Here is an 18,159-nt window from a genome sequence, read left to right as displayed (position 1 = left end):
AGGGCAATCCGTTCTGGGTCATCGCGCCGACGCTCGGACACTTCCACAAGCTGCTGTTCGAGACCGCCTATCCGCAGTGGCTGTGGAACACGGTGCTGGTGTCGGTGGTGTCCACCTTCGGTTCGCTGGTGGTGTCGGTGCTGGCCGCCTATGCGATCGAGCGGCTGCGCTTCAAGGGCTCGCGCCAGACCGGACTGGCGATCTTCCTGGCCTACCTGGTGCCGCCGTCGATCCTCTTCATTCCGCTGGCCAACGTGGTCTTCAATCTCGGGCTCTTCGACACCCGCTGGGCCCTGGTGCTGACCTACCCGACCTTCCTGATCCCGTTCTGCACCTGGCTCTTGATGGGCTACTTCCGCTCGATCCCGGCCGAGCTCGAGGAGTGCGCGCTGATCGACGGCGCCAGCCGCTGGCAGATCCTGGTCAAGATCGTGCTGCCGCTGGCGGTGCCGGGCCTGATCTCTGCCGGCATCTTCGCCTTCACGCTGTCGTGGAACGAGTTCATCTACGCGCTGACCTTCGTCTCCTCGTCGGAGATCAAGACGCTGCCGGTCGGCGTCGTGACCGAGCTGGTGCAGGGGGACGTCTACCAGTGGGGGCCGCTGATGGCCGGCGCGCTGCTGGGGTCGCTGCCGGTGGCCTTCATCTACTCGTTCTTCGTCGAGTACTACGTCTCGGGGCTGACCGGGTCGGTCAAGGAGTGAGGCCGGCCGGCCGCGCCGCGGCTGGCGTCGGTTCTACCCGCATGCGGGGGCGATGCCTTCCACCAAACGGCGGAGCGGCGGCCGGGTCGCCGCGGGCGCGGCCGTACGAAAGGCATAGGGGCGCTGGTCATCGACGCGGCGGCGAACGATACTCGCGATCCGCCGACTTCGAATGCACGCCATGACCGCAGACAGTCTCCGCGACCCGTCCTCCGATCCAGGACCACCGGCCGCCGTGCCCGAGGTGGCCATCCCGGGCTTCGAGGCCCGTGATGCCGAGGTCAACGGCACGCGCATTCATTACCGCATCGGCGGCAAGGGACCGGCCGTCGTGCTGCTGCATGGCTATGCCGAGACCAGCCACATGTGGAATCCGCTGATGCCGCTGCTCGTCCGCGACCACACCGTGATCGTGGCGGACCTGCGCGGCGCGGGCCGGTCGTCGAAGCCCGAGGGCGGCTACGACAAGAAGAACATGGCGGTGGACATCCACGAAGTCGTGAAGTCGCTGGGCATCGAGCGAGCGAGCGTCGTGGGCCACGACATCGGCCTGATGGTGGCCTACGCCTACGCGGCGCAGTTCCCCGACCAGACCGAGCGGGTGGTGCTGATGGATGCCTTCCTGCCTGGCATCGGGAGCTGGAAAGACGTCTGGCTGCTGCGCGACCTGTGGCACTTCCATTTCCACGGCGAAACGCCGCTGGCGCTGGTCAAGGGCCGCGAGCGCATCTACTTCGAGCATTTCTGGAACGACTTCGCGGCCGATCGCGCGCGCTCCCTGTCCGAGGCCGACCGGCAGTTCTACGCCGCGGCCTATGCGCAGCCGGGCGGCATGCGCGCGGGCTTCGAGTACTTCAAGAACTTCGAGCGCGACGCCGACGACTTCGCTCGGCTGGCGGCGACGCCGCTGCCCATGCCGATGCTGGTGCTGTCGGGCGAGAAGGCCGGCGGCAGCTTCCTGATCGAGCAGGGCCGGCTGGTCGCCGGCAACGTCCAGGGCGTGGTGGTGAAGGGCGCGGGCCACTGGCTCATGGAAGAGGCGCCGGACCAGGTGATTCCGGCGCTGCTCGAATTCCTTGCCTGACGGACGAAGTGGCGCGCGGGATTCACCGGCGCGGAACATGACGCTTGTTACGTGATCCAACAACATGCCGCCTGGCGCGCTGGTGCGCGTTTTCCCGCGGCAGGAGGTGTGTCATGAAGCAACTGAAACATTGGCAGGATGTGGTCAATGCCCTGCTGGGCGTCTGGGTCGTTCTTTCGCCATGGGCTTTGGGCTTCCAGGACACGAGGACAGCCATGGTCAACGCCTGCGTCGTCGGCGTGGCGCTGGTGGCGGCCGCCCTCGGCGCGATGCTGGTGCCGCGCGCATGGGAAGAGTGGACCGAGTGCGCGCTGGGTGCCTGGCTGGTGATCTCGCCCTGGGTGCTGAGCTTCGATGCGTTGCGCAATCCGATGCTCGCCGCGGTGTTCAGCGGCCTGGTGATCGTGGTGCTGGCACTCTGGACGCTGTGGACCGACAAGGACTACAGCGCCGGGTGGCACGGCGCGGCGCATTGAGCTGCCCCCTCGGGGGCAGCGGCCCCATGAACTGAGGGAGCATCGGGGCTCTCTCAGTCCGGCAACGCCGCCTTCGGCCGGTCGCGGCGCGCGTCGCGGCCCGGCCGCAGCTGGCTGACGAGCGMCACCAGGCCATMGGCCATGCGCCGGTAGCCTTCGCCCGCGCCCATCAGGAAGCGGGCGTCGAAGAGCGTCGACAGCATCTCCAGGTGGTCGACCGTCCGGTCGAGATGGCGGACCTTCGGGCCCAGGTTCTCCAGCGCCGCCCGGTAGGCCTGGCGCACGTCGTTCAGCGCCGCCTCGCCGGCGGTGTCCGGCGCCGCGAAGCTGCCGTCGCGCAGCCGTTCGACCAGCACCGCCTCCGGGCTCATGACCACGTCCCAGGGATCGCCGCTCGCGGCACAGAGACGCGACACGGCCTGGCCGCATTGCCGGGCCAGGGCCACGCCGGCCGACATCTCATCGGCCTCGTCCCAGCCGTCGAGCGCCACTCGCAGCGCCAGGCCGTCCAGGGCGTCGCAGGGCCTGAAGCCGTCGTCGCCCGCCACCCCCTGGGCCCGCGCGTAGGCCTGCAGGCCGGCGCCGGCCGCCTCGGCCATGGCATCCCGCCACTGGGCTCGCTGGGCCGTGCTGGCGTCGAGGCGCAGCAGCCGCTGCGCGAACACCACGGCCCGGCGCTGGTGGGCGCCGGCCAGCAGGGCGCAGCGGTCGGCGTTGAGGGTCGCCGCCGGGCCGGAGTGCAAGAGGCCCGCGTTCGACACCAGCTTGTCCAGCGACAGCAGCCGTTCGATGCCGTGTTCGATCAGCGACAGGCCCTCGGGGCCGGACCGCGGGCTGCGCGCCTTGCCGCCTTGCCGATCGGCGCGGATCCGGTGGATGTCCTGCTCGGCGCGCGCCGCACCGAGCTCGATCTCGACCGCGGCCAGCTGCTCGATGTCGCGGATCGGCACCCGGCCCTGCGAGTCGACCGACTGGATCGCGGCCAGCAGCGCCTGCTGCGCCTGCTCGAGGCAGCCGAGGTCGCGCCAGGTGGCGCCGAGCGCGGACTGCAGCGCCGGCAGCCGCAGCCAGGCCGGCGGGCAGCGCTTGTCGCGCGCCTCCTCGATGGCCCTGATGCGTGCCTGCCGGTCGCTCTCGAGCGCGTGGTCGGGCCGGCGCGAGGCCTCCACCCGCGCGCGGGCCAGCTCGTCGAGCATCTCGTCGAGCGAGACGAAGGCGCTGCCGTCCTTCGACGCGCCGGCGGCGCCGTCGGCGTCGGTCTCGGCCCGCCAGAGCGGGTCGCCGTAGGCCTGGAAGGCACCCCAGGTCACGTTGTCGGGCCGGGCGGCCCAGAGCGCCTGCCGTGCCTCGAAGACGGCATCGCCGAAGGGCCGCCGGTCCTGCAGCAGGGCCTGGTAGAAGACCTCGCCGAACTGCTGCGCCAGCTGGTCGTCGACTGCCCAGCCGGCCACCACGACGCAGCGCACGCCGATGTCCATCAGCTCGCGCGCCACGCTGGCGGCCAGCTTGTTGCCGTCGCGCACCGTGGGTCCGGCCGGAGCGCCGGCGTCGATCTGCCCGAGGTGGCAGCAGTTGAGGAACACCAGCTCCGGCACCAATTCCATCGCCGCGATCTCGGCCGCGGTGATCAGCAGGCCGCCCGAAAGCACCACGCCGCTGCGGCGCAGGCCGTCGGCGTGCAGCTGGTCGAAGACGCCGTGCGCCGACACGTGCAGGATCCGGTAGGGCTTGCGGTAGAGCTTGGCCAGCACGTCGGCGGCCAGGTTGTAGTCGCCGATCGCGCGGCTGACGTCGTAGCCCATGGTGGCGAACAGGGCGGCGATCGCGCCCGCCTCGACTTCGGCACCGGCGAGCGCGTCCGGGTCCCTGTGCTCGGGATTGGCCGGGTCGGGAAAGGCGGCGCCGAAGCCCTGCACCGAGGGGTTGCCGATCACATAGGCGTTGTGCGCCAGGCTCTGGCGCACGTCGCGCCGGAAGGCGGTCGAGGAGAGTTGCCGCACCACCGGCGTGCACAGCGCCAGCGGCAGCAGCGGGCCGTCGCCCTGCGCCTCGGGCGTGAACAGCGGGTCGGTCAGCATCAGCTCCCACGGCAGGTTCGCGGTGGCGCCGTCGACCACCAGCACGATGCGCTGCAACTGGCGCGCGGCGTCCTTGAACGCCGGCGGCACGATCAGCTGGAACAGCATGCGGCCGAAGTCGGAGTTCCAGCGGGTCTGGCTGATCTGCTGGCGCACCAGGGTCTCGACCAGGTTCGGCTGGCGCTGCTGCACCACGGTCTCGGCCCGCGCCCGCTGGCCGACGTAGAGAAAGCGCAGCCGGTTGGCGAGCCGGGTCGCGCCCTCGGGCCGCGCGCCGCCGGGCGGGTCGTCGGCGTCGGTCACGATCAGCCGCGGCCAGTAGCTGGCGCCGCGGATGTCGAACAGGCGCTGGCGCAGTCCGATGCCCTGCACCAGCTCGGCGCTGCAGGCGAGCAGCGTGTCCTTGGCGGCGGCCGTGGCCGCGAGCCGCGGCGCCAGCTGCCGCAGTTCGTAGACCGCGGTGATCGCGGTGTCCAGGTAGAGCTCGACGATGTCGAGCCGCGCCACGCGCACCGACAGCCCGGTGGTCCGCTTGAACTTCTCGTTGGCATCGATGACGCCGCGCACCAGCGCCTCGACCGAGGCCGCGATCGTCAGGTTGGCCGAGGAGTTGTAGCCCAGCAGCAGCGTCGCCAGCGGGACCTCGCGGTCCTCGCGGCCCATCACGTCGACCACCTGCAGCAGATAGCGCAGCACGCCCGCGCGCACCGCGAGCATCAGCGAGTCCTGGCTCAGGCTGCCCTCGTAGCGGCCGAGGCCGGTGACCACCGCGCCGGTGAGCACGCCGCGCCGGCGGTCCAGCGCGCTCGGCGCGCGCAGCACCACGGCGGCGGTGCCCAGCGGCCCGGCGTAGAGGTCGAGTGCCTTGCGCTGGGCCAGCTGGCCGTCCATCAGCTCGGTGTCGATCAGGGCCTCGGTGCCGGCCATCGAGTCGTTCTCGTAGTGGCCGACCAGGATCGGGCAGGCCAGGAAGCGCAGGTCCATGGCCTTCAGGCGAACCTCGAGCCGCAGCCTGGCGCGCGGCGTCATGTCGCTGCCGGGCGTGCCGCCGACCACCGCCGCCGCCAAGTGGATGTCGTCGATCGCGTTCGGAGGCCCCGGGTCGTAGCTGCGAGGGCGTTCGGGGCCGGCTGCGCGCGTGGCCGGCGGATGGCGATCGAGCCGGGCCGTGGCGCCGCCGACCAGCAGCTCTCCGAGGGCCGCGAAGGTGTCGGCGGTCGACAGCAGGTCGCCATGCACCGCGGGCAGGTAGTAGAAGCTGCCGATGTTGCCGATGCGTCCCGAATCCCAGGTCACGGTGCCGTCGCCGCGCGCGGTCGACACCATGCGCAGGCGCTGGCTGCCGCCGCGGTCCTCGAGCCGCAGGCCGCAGGGCGTGTCGGGCGCGATGCCGAAGACGTAGATGGCCTTGGCCTGGTAGTCGGCGGGCAGGCTCGGCACGGCGCCGGCGCCGGCCTTGGCGTCTTCGGTCCACAGCCAGCCGGCCGAGGCCAGCGTGTCGGCATCGGGCTGGCCGCAGCGCCGGTCGCCGAACCAGAGATCGGTGTTGAGGGCCTTGAGCTTCTTCCAGGCCTCGGCGTCCCAGTACTGCTGCGCCTCGCCGCCCTCTGGCTGGCCCTGGAAGGTGTCGACGAAGCCTGGGCTCGGCAGCAGCTGCAGCGCGCCGCGGAAGCCGGCCACGATGTCCAGCACGTCCTGCATGTCGTGGCGGAAGTCGAGCCGCGCCAGCGCGCGCAGCGCATTGCCTTTGCCCAGCAGGTTCTCGACCATCGAATGCGATCCCTGGTGCGGCGTGCCGGCCATCACCAGGCGCGCGCCGTCGCGCCGCATCAGGGCGTCCATGACGTCGCGGCGGCGATAGATGCAGGCCCGTACCACCAGCCCGCCCATGCTGTGCGCGAGCAGGCGCACCGGCTGCGCGGTCTGCTTCAGCAGCAGCTCGAGGAAGGCGCCGAGCCGTTCGCCCAGCACATCGAGGGGCTGGCGCCAGTCGTAGGGAAAGGGCAGCACCCGATGGCTGTCCGCCAGGTGCTCGCAGATGTCGCCATAGGTCCTGCCGAATAGCTCGCCGGCCGTGACCCGCTCGGCGCCGAAGGCGATGCTCCGCAGCGCGCCGGCGGCCAGCGAGAGCGGATCGAGCCAGACCCGCTTGCCGTCGGCATCGAGGCAGGTGCCCATGATGCCCGGCAGCATCACCACCACCGGTCGGTCCGCGACGGCGATGCCGCGCGACTTGCCGATGCCTGCCGCATCGAGGCTGCTGAAGCCGGCCGGGATCGCCCGGAAGGCGTCGAGCGTTTCGGGCTGGTCTTCCACCAGCCAGTCGCGCAGCGCGCTGCGGGTCTCGAGGTTGCTGAAGTAGTTGAAGTGCGAGACGTCGGCGGCGCGGTCGAACAGCACCCGGGCCCGGGTTTTCGCGGCCACGCCGGCCAGCATGGCGGCGGTGTCGACCACCAGATCGTTGTCGGTGTTCTCGAACAGCAGGAAGTCGGTCAGCAGCACGCCCATGCGCATCAGCAGGTTGCCGCCCTGGATGTCGCCGGCGACCAGCGCCATGCGGATGCCCGGCTGCACCGCGGCGTCGCGCAGCAGCGCGGCCATCGGCGAGTCGGGCAGCATCGCCTCGAGGCCCGGCACCAGGTGCGGGTTGGTGCGGTTCTTCGCGATCTCGATCACCACCCGCTTGAATGCGGAGTACAGCGGGTTGCCGAAGAAGCAGGGCACGCGGCCGATCAGCGTCAGCAGGCCCGACAGGAAGACGTCGAAGTTGCCGCTCGCGAGCCGGGTGCCCTGCGCCGGGCTGGCAACGCGCACATAGCGCTCGACCACCAGCGACTTGTCGCGCAGCAGGGCGAACAGCGCGCGCAACTGGTCGCGATGCTCGGCATGCGCGCGGTCCAGCTCCTTGCGCACCGCGGTCTCGCGGCCCTGGGCGTCGCCGACGCCCGGGAAGGCGAAGCTGTAGCTGTCGATGTGCCGGTCGATGTCTTGCAGGCACAGCAGGTCGCCGACCAGGCCGCCGCGCGAATGGGTCACCAGGCTGACGCGGGCGCCGCGCGGCAGGGCGGCGGCGAGTTGCAGCGCGTTCTCGATCGGGCTCTCCGACAGCGTGCGGTGCTCGAAGCCGTAGATGCCGCCGGGGAATCGGCTCTCGAGCCGGGCCCAGAGCCCGCGATCGCTGCGCTGCAGGTCGCCGAAGCTGCCCAGCGTGYTGGACCCGGTGCCGTGGATGAAGACCAGCGCCGGTCGGGGTGTGCCGTCGGCATCGACCATCCGCGCGGTGTCGTCCGCGACACCGCCTTCGAGCGTGCCGCCGCCGTCCTCCCAGCGGTAGAGATGCCCGGCCGGGCGCGCGAGCCGCTCCTCGATCGCCCACATCAGGGCCTTGGTGCCCAGCCAGCTGACGCCGAGGCCGTCGAGGCCCGCGAGCTTGTCCTTGCCTTTGGCGGGCATGAGATCGGCCAGCCGGGCCTGCGCCGCGTCGATCAACGGGTCCCGGCCCACGGCCAGCGCGATCACCTGGCTGACCAGGCTGCCGGCGATGCCGGTGTACACGCCGCGCTCCAGCATCGCGCCCTCGGCGTTCAGGCGGTCGAAGAGGATGCGGCCTGCGGCATCGACCAGGTCCGGCCGGTTGCGCAGCAGTGCCGCCTTCAGGCCCGCGGGGCTGGTGATGAGCGTGCCGCCGTCGGCCAGCTCGATCACCAGCACCTGGCCGGCATCGGCTTCGAACTCGGCGCTGGCGCCTTCGGGCAGGCCGCGCACCCCGCCGGCGAGGTCGATGCCGGCCTTGGCTTCGAGCAGGCCCGGCGGCAGGAAGGGATCGGGTGTGCGGTCGGCGCCGACGGTGCGAATCGCGGTGGTCGATCGCAGCAGGGAGGGGACTTCGGGCTTGTCGCTCCTGCGTCCGGTGATCTGCAGCACGATCGCTTCGGCCATGGCGTTGCCTCAGCTGAAGATCGCGCGTCCCGTGGATTCGCTGCTGCCCTGGATCTGCGGCTTCTGCGGATAGCGCGTGGAGGGGAGGTCGTCCGCCAGCGCCTTGTGCCACTGGGCATAGCTGGCGCCCGCGGGCAGCGTGTGCAGCGCCTTCAATGCGTAGAAGGTGAAGGCGCCGTTCGGGCGATTCTGGAAGCTGGCGTCGTAGCTGAAGTGGCCTTCGCCTTCCTCGCAGCCGGCCAGCAGCACGTCGCCGACGTCGTCTTCCGGTTCCGTCGCGAAGGCCGAGGAGGCGCCGTGCCTGCCCTTCTTCGGCACCGCCGCGCCCTGCGGCCCCGCGGTGGCCAGGCGCGCCTCGGGCATCCAGGCGCGCATCGGCATGAAGCGCGGCATCCGGCCGGCCTCCTGGTCGCTGCTGTCCGGCGGCGCCCGGTTCACGGTGCCCGAGTGGCAGCTGTCGGAGATCAGCACCAGGCGAACGCCGTCTTGGCGGCTCTTGAAGATGGCATGGATCTCGTCGTCGGTCAGCGCGGCGCCGATAGCCCGGATGTCGTGCGGACACAGGGCCTCATCGAGGCCGTCGGCCTCTTCGCCGTCGGTGTCGTACTGGTAGGTGCCGTGGCCCGAATAGGTGATGACCACGACGTCGTCGCCGGCGGCCTGTCCGATCACGCGCCGGAATCCCGCGATCATGCCGGCCTTGGTGGCCTGCTCGTCGAGCAGCTTGCTGACGCTGAAGCCGCGTGCCGACAGTTCGGCGGCCCAGTCGTTGGCATCGTTGACGCAGCCCGCCAGTTCCATGTCGGTGCCGGGATAGTTGTTGATGCCGATGCACAGGGCGAGCTTGGTCATGCGCAATCTCCGGTCGTCTCCAGGCATTGGACACGCCGCGGCGGCGCAAATCGTCCGCCAAACGAGGTATGGCGCACGTTAGCCCCTGGCTTGTCTACTCGCAGAGCCGCCGGATCTCGGGCGGGATCGGCACCGCACGGATGCCTCCGCCCTCGCGCTTCGCCGCGAAGATGCGCACCTCCTCGCATTCGAGGATCAGGTCCTCGCCACGTGTCACCCGGTAGGCCTGCACGAAGCTCTTGTCGCGCCACTCGGGAATCGAGACCGCGATCTGCAAGGTGTCGCCGTAGCTCGCGCTCTTGACGAAGCGCGTGTGCGTGTCGACCAGGGGCGTGCCGATGACACCGAGGGTCTTGGTGGTCTCTTCCCAGCGCGGCACGCCGCGCTCGGCGAAGAAGTGGCGCGAGGCGGCGTCGATCCAGCGGAAGAAATTCGGAAACCAGACGATGCCGGCGGGGTCGCAGTCGCCGAATTCGACGCGGACGGAATAGTTGACTTCAATGTTCATATCAATGACTGTGCATGTCTGCGGCCGGCGCAGCCGGGCCCGTTGGTGAAACACCGCGGAACCGGCTGTGCCGGGCCGCTGGTGTTGCCCCCGGCAGGGGGTGGGCGGCTACACGAAGTGAGCCAACCTGGGGGCGAGCTCATCTCACCCCATTTTCGTTGGGAGCCACAGGGCGATGATCGGGAACGCGATCAGGATCACCAGGCGCAGGATGTCGGTCAGGATGAAAGGCAGCACGCCCTTGAAGATGGTCGTGAAGCTCACGTCCTTCACCACGCTCTTGATGACGAAGACGTTCATGCCCACCGGCGGATGGATCAGCCCGAGCTCGACCGTCATCACGATGATGACCCCGAACCAGATCGGGTCGAAGCCCAGGTGCACGATCACCGGAAAGATGATCGGCACCGTGAGGATGATCATCGCCATGGCGTCCATCAGGCAGCCGAGCACCAGGTACATCAGCATGATCAGCGCCAGCACGCCGTAGCGGCCGATGCCCAGGCTGGTGAGGAACTCGGTGAGCTTCTGCGGGCTCTGCGTGATGGTCAGGAAATAGCCGAACAGCAGCGCGCCGATCAGCACGGTGAAGACCGCCGCGGCGGTGCGCGTGGCCGACAGCAGCGCCTCGCGGATCTTCGGGCCGTCGAGCTTGCGCCGCAGCAGGCCGAGGATGAAGGCGCCGCTGGCGCCCACGCCGCCGGCCTCGGTGGGGGTGAAGAAGCCGCCGTAGAGGCCGCCGATGACGAAGACGAACAGCACCAGCGGCGCCCAGACGTTCTTGAGATCGGCCAGGCGCTCGTTCCAGGGCTTGAGTTCGCCGCCGGGCAGCCAGTCGGGGCGCACGCGCACGATGATCGCGATCGTCAGCACGTACATCACCATCGCGAGGATGCCGGGGATGATGCCGGCCATGAAGAGCTTGCCGATGTCCTGCTGCGTCAGGATGGCGTAGACCGCGAGCACGGTCGACGGCGGCAGGATCGCTCCCAGCGTGCCGCCGGCCGCGATCACGCCGGTCGAGAACGACTGCGGGTAGTTGAAGCGCCGCATCTCCGGATAGGCCACGGCCGAGAAGGTCGCGGCGGTGGCGACCGAAGAGCCGCAGATGGCCGCGAAGCCGCCGCAGGCCAGCACGGTGGCCACGCCCAGGCCGCCCCGCAGGTGGCCGATCATCGAGTTGGCGGCCTTGAACAGTTCGCGGCTGACGCCCGACACCGAGACCAGTGCGCCCATCAGCATGAACATCGGGATCACGCCGAAGGTGTAGTCGGTGACGGTGCGCATCGAGGTCTGGCCGACCAGCTTGAGCGCCGGGCCGGGGCCGACGATCCAGGCGTAGCCGGTGACGCCGACCAGGCCCATCGCCATGCCGACCGGCACGCGCAGGAGCATCAATGCGAAAAGAACAACAAAGCCAAGAACCGCGATCGCATCCGTGCTCATTCGTCGGCTTTCATTTCAGGCTTCGTCTCTTCGAGCAGTTCGGGATGGAAGATCAGCCGGTAGGTGCGGATCGCGATCAGCAACACCGCCGACACATCGCCCATCCAGGCCACCGCGTAGAAGGGCCAGGTCGGGATGTTCATGTCGTAGGTCAGCACGTTGTCGACGTAGGTCGCGCGCACCTTGTCGAACAGCGTGGCGGTCTGTACAGCGACCACGAACAGCAGCACCAGCGTGGCGAAGACGTCGATCCAGCGCTTCATGCGCGGGCCGGCGGCGGTCCACACCAAGTCGACCGTGATGTGGCCGCCGCGGTAGCTGGTGGCGGCAATGCCCCAGAAGATCAGGATGCCCAGCAGCATCCGGCCGAAGTCGTAGGAATCAGGAATGGAGGTGTTGAAGAACTTGCGCAGCACCACCGCGAGGAAGATGTTGAGCGCGACGATCCCCACGAACATGGCGGCCAGCCATTCGATGGAGTTGATCATCTTGTTGCTCATTGCTCCCCCCCAGGTTGGCTCACTTCGTGTAGCCGCCCACCCCCTGCCGGGGGCAACACCAGCGGCCCGGCGAAGCCGGTTCCGCGGTGTTCCACCGACATGCCGGGCTTCGCCGGCCATGGGGCAACGGTTGCCAGACGCTGAGGCATCAGAGCGCCGACTTGTTCTTCGTCAGGCTGGCCTTCAGCGAATCCATTACCGCCTTCGGGTCCTGCCCCACCTTCTTCACGCCCTCGGCCCACTGCGCCTCGCCGGGCGCCGTGGCCTTGCGCCAGGCGTCCAGCTGCTCGGGCGTGAGCTTGTAGATCTCGTGGCCGGACTGGCCGGCGATCTTGGCGCGGCCTGCGAACTCGAAGTCGGCCCACGGCGCGGCGACCTTCTCGGCCCATTCGCTGGTGCAGTGGTCGTCGATCACCTTCTTCTGCGCCGCCGACATGCTGTCGTACTTGCCCTGGTTCATGGCCCAGACGAAGGGCGTGACGTAGAGCGGCACGTCCATGTGGTAGCTCACCACCTTGTCGATGCCGAACAGGCCGATCGAGCCCCACGGGAAAGTGATCGCGTCGGCCACGCCGCGCTCCAGCATGTCGCGCGATTCGGGGGCCGAGGCCTGCACGTTGGTGCCGCCCAGCGAAGTCACCATCTGGCCGATGGTGCTGGTCGCGGGACGGATCTTCATGCCCTTGATGTCGGTGGGCAGCAGGATCTTCTTGCGCGCATGGAAGGTGCCCGGGTCGTGCACGAAGGCAAAGCAGAACTTCACGTCCTTCATTTCCCTGGCCGCGTAGGGGCGGTACCAGCCGTCGATCGCGGCCGAGCCGCCCTTGCCGTCGGCGAACAGGAAGGGCAGCGAGGCGCCCGCCATGATCGGGAAGCGGCCCGGCTGGTAGCCCGGATTGACGTAGGCGAAGTCGGCGATGCCGTCGCGCGCCATGTCGTAGTGGTCGAAGGCCTTGCCGAGCTGCTCGGAGGGGAACAGCGTCGCCGTGATGGTGCCGTTGGACGCCTTCTTGATGTCGTCCGCCCAGGCCTGCAGCGAAGGGTTCAGCGGATGCTGCGCCGGCACCCAGCTCGACATCTTGAGATTGACCGGCTTGTCCTGCGCCAGCGCCGGCAGGGACGAAAGTGCCAGCACGGCGGCGAGCACGGCGAGGGGCTGGATGCGCGAGTTCTTCATGAAGGTCTCCTGGCTTGATCGGTGGGCGTGGCGCGAAGGCAACCGGTTATGTTTTATAAGAACAGTGGGGGTGCGGCTATCCGCGTTTACCTTGGGGCGGATGCGTCAGTCCGCCTGGATATCGCGGTCCTTGATGAGCTGGCCGAAGACGACGGTCTCCTTGCGCGCGACGGCCTAGAAGGCCTCGGCCGTCATCGGCGTCGCCTCGCCGCCCACTTCTCGGAATCGATTGCGCAGGCCTTCGTTGGCGAGTGCCTTGTTGACGGCCTCGTTGAGCCGCTGGCGCACCTCCGGCGGCGTGGCGGCGGGTGCGAACAGGCCGAACCAGGTGTCGTAGTCCATGTTCTTGTAGCCGCGCTCGGCCAGCGTGGGCACCTCGGGGAAAAGCGGTGAACGCTGGCCGCTGGCGACCGCCAGCATCTTGAGCTTGCCGGCACGCACGTTGGCGAACGAGATGCCCGGATCGAAGAAGAAGTCGATCTGGCTCGCCAGCAGGTCCTGCAGCGCCGGCGCGGCGCCGCGATAGGGAACGTGTACCGCGTAGAGGCCGGCGCTCTGCTTGAACAGCTCGCCCACCAGGTGCGGCGTGCTGCCCGAGCCGGCGGAGCCGAAGGACAGCTTGCCGGGGTTGGCCTTGGCATAACGCACGAACGAATCCACATCGCTGACCGGCAGTCCCGGACGGGTCGTGAGGAACAGTTGGATGCGGCCGGTGGCGGCGACCGGCGCGAGGTCCTTCACGGGATCGAAGGGCATCTTGCGGAACAGGAACGGATTCACCGACTCGATGCCGGTGCTCGTCAGGGCCAGCGTATAGCCGTCGGCGGGCGACTTGGCGACCGCATCGGCCGCCACGTTGCCGTTGGCGCCCGCGCGGCTCTCGACGACGACCGGCTGGCCGAGCGTTTCGGACATCAGCGGTGCCACCGACCGCGCCATGATGTCGGCCACGCCGCCAGGCGGAAAGCCGACCAGGATCTTGACGGGCCGGGTCGGCCAGGCCTGCGCGAGCGCGGCCGCAGGGGCGGCGAGCGCGAGGGCAAGGAGGGCGCAGGCAGGCAGCAGGCGTCGTCGGAAGCGGGGTGTGTGGTCGTGCATGGGAAGTCTCTTCTTTCTTGATTCCTGGAAGGACGCCGCTTCATGCGGCGTCCGCGCGAGTTCAGGTGCGAGGGCTGGCGGTGGATGGCGGCGGCCGCTTCATCCAGCGGATCGGCTGTGCCTTGACGGGGCGCGGCGGCGCACCGTGGCGCACCAGCGCGGCATCGAGCGCATGGCCTCCCTCGTCGGCCAGCGCGGCCTCGCGCGCCGCGGCGATCGCCGTGGCGCGCGCTGAGGGCGAGCCATCGGGCAGCGGTGCCGTCGCCAGGTGGTCGATCACGTGCAGCAGGTTGTTCTTGCCGCGCTCGTTGGTGCTGCCGTAACCCTTGATGAGGCGGCCGCAGAGCGCGATCTCGTGGCCCAGGCGCCAGTCGGTGCGGGTGCCGGCGACCACGGCATCGAGCCAGCGGCCGATCAGCGCCTGCTCCTCGGCGAAGCGGTTGCCGCGCTTGCGCAGCCAGCGCAGCGAGGCCAGCAGGCGCAGCGCGGCCATGCCGAACACCGAATGGCTGCCGACCTTGAGCGGCATCGCCCAGGGCGTCTTGCGGCGCCGGTCCCAGGCGGTCACGCGATGGGCCAGCGAGGCCGGCAGCAGTGCCGCGAACTCGGGCGCACCGGGCTTGAAGTGGTCGTAGACCTTGACGATGTCGCCTTCCGTGGCCTTGACCTCGCCGCGCACGCGCTGCGCCCGGCTGGCGCGGCTCTTGAGCTCGGCCACGCGCACGATGTCGTCGAAGGCCATCCACAGCGCGAGCCAGCGTGCCATCTCGCGCGTGACCGCGAAGCCGTGGGCGCCCGCCGGGTCGGCCGCGCGCTCGGCGGCCAGCACCTGGGCCAGGCGCTGCACGTAGAGCGCGGCGTAGCCGGCGTCCTGGTAGTCGAGCACGCGCGCATGGCCGAGCGCGAGCAGGTCGTGCACCGGCGCGGGAAACTGCGCCGCCACGGCCGGCGGCAGCGGCTGTGGCCGCGCGTCGTCGTTGGCCGTCGTGGCCAACAGGCGCGAGACCAGGGCGGCCTGTTCGCGCGGCGTGTTCACGGTGTCGAAGGCCTTCGCGAAGCCACGCAGGCTGGCGGCGGCCATCCGGCTCGGCTCCTGCGCCGCGTCGCCGCCGCGCACCGCGCGCTCGTAGGCCGTGCGCGGAAAGGGGAACAGTGCGCTGCTCGCGATCGCGCCGAGCATCACGGCGCTGACCACCGTGCCGGCCTCGCGCGCCGTCGCGCCCATGTCGAACACGTGGTGCTCGCGGCTGAACGCCTTCACCACATCGAGCAGGCGAGCGGCGTCCGCGCGGCCGTCGCCGGGCTGCATGCGCTCGGCGGTGGTCAGGGTGCGGGCGGAGGAGGTGATGACGACGGTGCGCTCGGGCGTGCTCATGCCGTTGCCGATCTGGCGCGTGGTCTCGAGCAGCTCGGAGGACACGAGGGCGTCCAGCGCGCCCGGCACCGGGCTCAGGCTGAACACGGGTTGGCGGCCGCCGAGTTCGGCCAGCGGCACCGGGAAGACCTCGACGTAGTAGGTGGTGGCGCCGGTGCGCTGCGCGACCCCGGGGATCGAGGTGCTCTGCGCCGCATAGCCGGCGTTGCGGGCGGTGTCGACCAGCCATTCGGTCAGCACGCCGCCGCCTTCGCCGCCGAGCGCGCAGATCAGCAGGGTGATGGGGCGTTGTTGGTTCGTGTTCATCGTCGTCATGCCGGTTGCAATGCGCGCACGATGGCCCCGCGCAGGCCATGCAGCAGGCGTTCGTGCCGCTTCGGGTTCTGCACCACCTCGGCGCGGTAGAAGCTCGGGCACAGCGTGGCGGCATGCGCGTTGGCGCCGCACAGGCCGCAGCCGACGCAGCCGTCGATCACGACCGCCACCGGGTCGACCTTGAGCGGATCGGGGTTGTCCTTGATCGTCAGCGTCGGGCAGCCCGACAGCCGGATGCAGGCATGGTCGCCGTTGCAGACATCCTCGTCGACGCCGTACTTCACGCGCACCACGCGCTCGCCCCGCTTCAGCAGGCCGGCGATCCAGGGCTTGATGCGGCGTTGCCGCTCGAGCTGGCATTCGCCCTCGGCGATGATCACCTTGAGTCCGTTGAAGTCGCTCGTGAAGGCGTCGTTGAGCGTCTTGCGCATCTTGTCGACGTCGTAGGTGTGGACCGTGCGCAGCCATTGCACGCCCAGGCCCTTCAGCGTGGCTTCGATGGTCTGGTTCTTGTCGACCAGGCTCTGCTGCTTGTCGACCGCACGCTCCTTCATGTCCTCGTCGGGCGTCGAGATGATGTCCTGCGTGCCGGTGGCCGAGGTGTAGCCGTTCTTGAAGATCAGCAGCACCGCGTCGTCGCCGTTGAAGAGCGCGCTCTGCACACCGGTGAGCAAGCCGTTGTGCCAGAAGCCGCCGTCGCCCATGATCGACAACGCGCGCCGCTGCATCATCGGCGACACGCCGGCGCGGCTGGCCAGGCTCATGCCGTAGCCGAGGATCGAGTGCCCCATCGAGAAGGGCTCGAAGGTGCCGAAGGCATGGCAGCCGATGTCGGCCGCGATGTGCACCGGGCCGCTGTCCTGCTGCGCCAGCTTGAGCGCCGCGAACACCGGCCGCTCGGGGCAGCCGATGCAGAAGCTCGGCGGGCGGCTGGGCAGCGGGGCGTCGAGCTTCGTCGCCACGGCGGCGCGGCGGTCGTTGTTGCCGGCCAGCCATGACCTGGCCGAGTCGTGCGCATGGTCGGGCAGGTAGCGCTGCGCGAACTGGGCGAGGCCGCTGGCCAGCACCTCGACGCCGTATTCGCCCGCGGCCGGCAGCATGTCGCAGCCGTGCAGCGGCGTCTGGATGTCGCGCCGGCGCAGCAGGGTCGCGATCTCCTGTTCGATGTACTCGGGTTGCCCTTCTTCCACCACCAGCACCGCGCGTTTGCCGATGCAGAAATCCGCGACCTCGTCGGGCACCAGCGGATAGGCGACGTTGAGCACCAGCAGCGGGATGTCGGTGGCACCGAAGGCGTCGGCCAGGCCGAGCTGCTGCAGGCTGCGCACGAGGGCGTTGTAGAGGCCGCCCTGCACCACGATGCCGAGGTCGGCGTGGGTGCCAGGGATCAGCTCGTTGAGCTTGTGTTCCGCGATGTAGCGGCGGGCGGCCGGTAGCCGCTCCTCGCCCTTGAGCTTCTCGTGCCGGAAGGTGACCGGCGGGTGCGCGAGCCGCATGTAGTCGAAGCCGGCCGGCTCCTCGATCAGCGCCCGGGTCGAGACCGGCGGCGGCAGGTTGTCCTTGCATTCGAAGCTGCCGCGCACGTGGCAGGTGCGGATGCGCAGCTCCATCATGCAGGGCATGTTGGAGGTCTCCGAGAGCCGGAAGCCGTGCTCGACCATGTTCACCATCACCCCGAGGTCGGGCCGCGGGTCGAGCAGGCACATGCTGGACTTGAGCGCGTAGGCGTGCGTGCGCTCCTGGATCACCGAGGCGCCTTCGCCGTAGTCCTCGCCGACCACGATCAGCACGCCGCCCTTGACGCCCGGCGACGACAGGTTGGACAGCGCGTCGGCCGCCACGTTGGTGCCGACGATCGACTTCCAGGTCACGGCGCCGCGCAGCGGATAGTGGATCGAGGCGCCGAGCATCGCCGCCGCCGATGCCTCGTTGGAGCAGGCCTCGACGTGCACGCCGAGCTCGTCCATGTAGGGCTTGGCCTGCACCATGACGTCGAGCAGGTGCGAGACCGGCGCGCCCTGGTAGCCGCCGACGTAGGCCACGCCGGACTGCAGCAGCCCCTTGGTGATCGCGAGGATGCCCTCGCCGTGAAAGGTGTCGCCGGCGCCGAGGCGCAGCGCCTCGATTTCCTTGCTGAATGAGACTTCCAAGAGACGGGTTCCTATTTGCCGGGGGGCGGGGTGATGGCGCCGGGAAAGCGCGCGATGTAGTAGGCGAGGGTGTCGAGGTCGGCGACGGGAATGCCGCTCAGCGCGGCGCCCATGGCTTGCGTCCTTCTTGTGGGGTGGCCCGGGGCCGCCCGAAGTGTGCGGGCGCGTAGCTCCGGCTTCAATAAAATAATCGAACTAAGTAACATGAATGCCATGCATATCGATGCCATCGACCTGAACCTGCTGCGGCTGTTCGACGCGGTCTACCGGGCGCGCAGCGTGAGCCGGGCGGCCGAGTCGCTGGGCCTCACGCAGCCTGCCGCCAGCCACGGCCTGGGCCGGCTGCGCCTGCTGCTGAAAGACGCGCTGTTCACGCGGGCGCCGGGGGGCGTTGCGCCGACGCCGCGCGCCGACCGGCTGGCGGCCGCGGTGCAGTCGGCACTCGGCACGCTGGAGG

13 protein-coding genes are annotated in these 18,159 nt (G+C 69.7%); 4 read left to right on the top strand and 9 right to left on the bottom strand.

Annotated features, from left to right (window positions below):
• The 3 genes from AC1D2K_RS11635 to AC1D2K_RS11625 form a co-directional block, all read left to right on the top strand.
• On the top strand, positions 1-704 hold a 704-nt coding region (locus tag AC1D2K_RS11635), incomplete at its 5' end, for a carbohydrate ABC transporter permease (protein ID WP_478088986.1).
• Positions 705-885: 181 nt separating this feature from the next.
• The gene (locus AC1D2K_RS11630; RefSeq protein ID WP_478088985.1) at positions 886-1,788 is read left to right on the top strand and encodes an alpha/beta fold hydrolase; all 903 of its coding nucleotides are present in this window, start codon (positions 886-888) and stop codon (positions 1,786-1,788) included.
• Between the two features lie 113 nt (positions 1,789-1,901).
• Positions 1,902-2,264, top strand: coding sequence for an SPW repeat protein (locus tag AC1D2K_RS11625; protein WP_478088984.1), 363 nt, complete (start codon positions 1,902-1,904; stop codon positions 2,262-2,264).
• Between the two features lie 53 nt (positions 2,265-2,317).
• Here the strand turns inward: AC1D2K_RS11625 and AC1D2K_RS11620 are convergent, their stop codons facing one another.
• From AC1D2K_RS11620 to AC1D2K_RS11580, 9 genes are all read right to left on the bottom strand, one after another.
• The gene (locus AC1D2K_RS11620; RefSeq protein ID WP_478088983.1) at positions 2,318-8,281 is read right to left on the bottom strand and encodes a CHAT domain-containing protein; all 5,964 of its coding nucleotides are present in this window, start codon (positions 8,279-8,281) and stop codon (positions 2,318-2,320) included.
• Between the two features lie 9 nt (positions 8,282-8,290).
• On the bottom strand, positions 8,291-9,133 hold the full coding sequence (locus AC1D2K_RS11615; protein WP_478088982.1) for a caspase family protein: 843 nt from the start codon (positions 9,131-9,133) through the stop codon (positions 8,291-8,293).
• Positions 9,134-9,227: 94 nt separating this feature from the next.
• Positions 9,228-9,641, bottom strand: coding sequence for an acyl-CoA thioesterase (locus AC1D2K_RS11610; RefSeq protein WP_478088981.1), 414 nt, complete (start codon positions 9,639-9,641; stop codon positions 9,228-9,230).
• Positions 9,642-9,785: 144 nt separating this feature from the next.
• On the bottom strand, positions 9,786-11,087 hold the full coding sequence (locus AC1D2K_RS11605) for a TRAP transporter large permease (RefSeq protein ID WP_478088980.1): 1,302 nt from the start codon (positions 11,085-11,087) through the stop codon (positions 9,786-9,788).
• Positions 11,084-11,575 (bottom strand): TRAP transporter small permease, encoded by a 492-nt coding sequence (locus tag AC1D2K_RS11600; protein ID WP_478088979.1) that lies wholly within the window; start codon positions 11,573-11,575, stop codon positions 11,084-11,086. The genes AC1D2K_RS11605 and AC1D2K_RS11600 overlap by 4 nt, the downstream gene beginning before the upstream one ends.
• A gap of 160 nt (positions 11,576-11,735) precedes the next feature.
• Entirely contained in the window at positions 11,736-12,764 is a 1,029-nt protein-coding gene (locus AC1D2K_RS11595; protein ID WP_478088978.1) for a TRAP transporter substrate-binding protein, read from the bottom strand.
• A gap of 174 nt (positions 12,765-12,938) precedes the next feature.
• Positions 12,939-13,862 (bottom strand): tripartite tricarboxylate transporter substrate binding protein, encoded by a 924-nt coding sequence (locus tag AC1D2K_RS11590; protein WP_478088977.1) that lies wholly within the window; start codon positions 13,860-13,862, stop codon positions 12,939-12,941.
• Positions 13,863-13,923: 61 nt separating this feature from the next.
• A complete protein-coding gene (locus AC1D2K_RS11585; protein ID WP_478088976.1) occupies positions 13,924-15,543 on the bottom strand; it encodes an indolepyruvate oxidoreductase subunit beta family protein in 1,620 nt (539 codons plus the stop codon).
• Positions 15,544-15,548: 5 nt separating this feature from the next.
• Positions 15,549-17,702 carry a thiamine pyrophosphate-dependent enzyme gene (locus AC1D2K_RS11580; protein WP_478088975.1) on the bottom strand — a complete coding sequence of 718 codons (2,154 nt, stop codon included), beginning with the start codon at positions 17,700-17,702 and terminating at the stop codon, positions 15,549-15,551.
• A 213-nt stretch (positions 17,703-17,915) separates the two neighbouring features.
• Between AC1D2K_RS11580 and AC1D2K_RS11575 the strand changes: the two genes are divergently transcribed.
• Positions 17,916-18,159: LysR family transcriptional regulator (locus AC1D2K_RS11575; protein WP_478088987.1), on the top strand; the 244-nt coding region annotated here is incomplete at its 3' end.

It is taken from the genome of Variovorax sp. P1_H12_2 (genome assembly GCF_056405335.1).
Note: the sequence above shows the minus strand (reverse complement) of the source record. Positions and strands in the feature narration are given on the sequence as shown.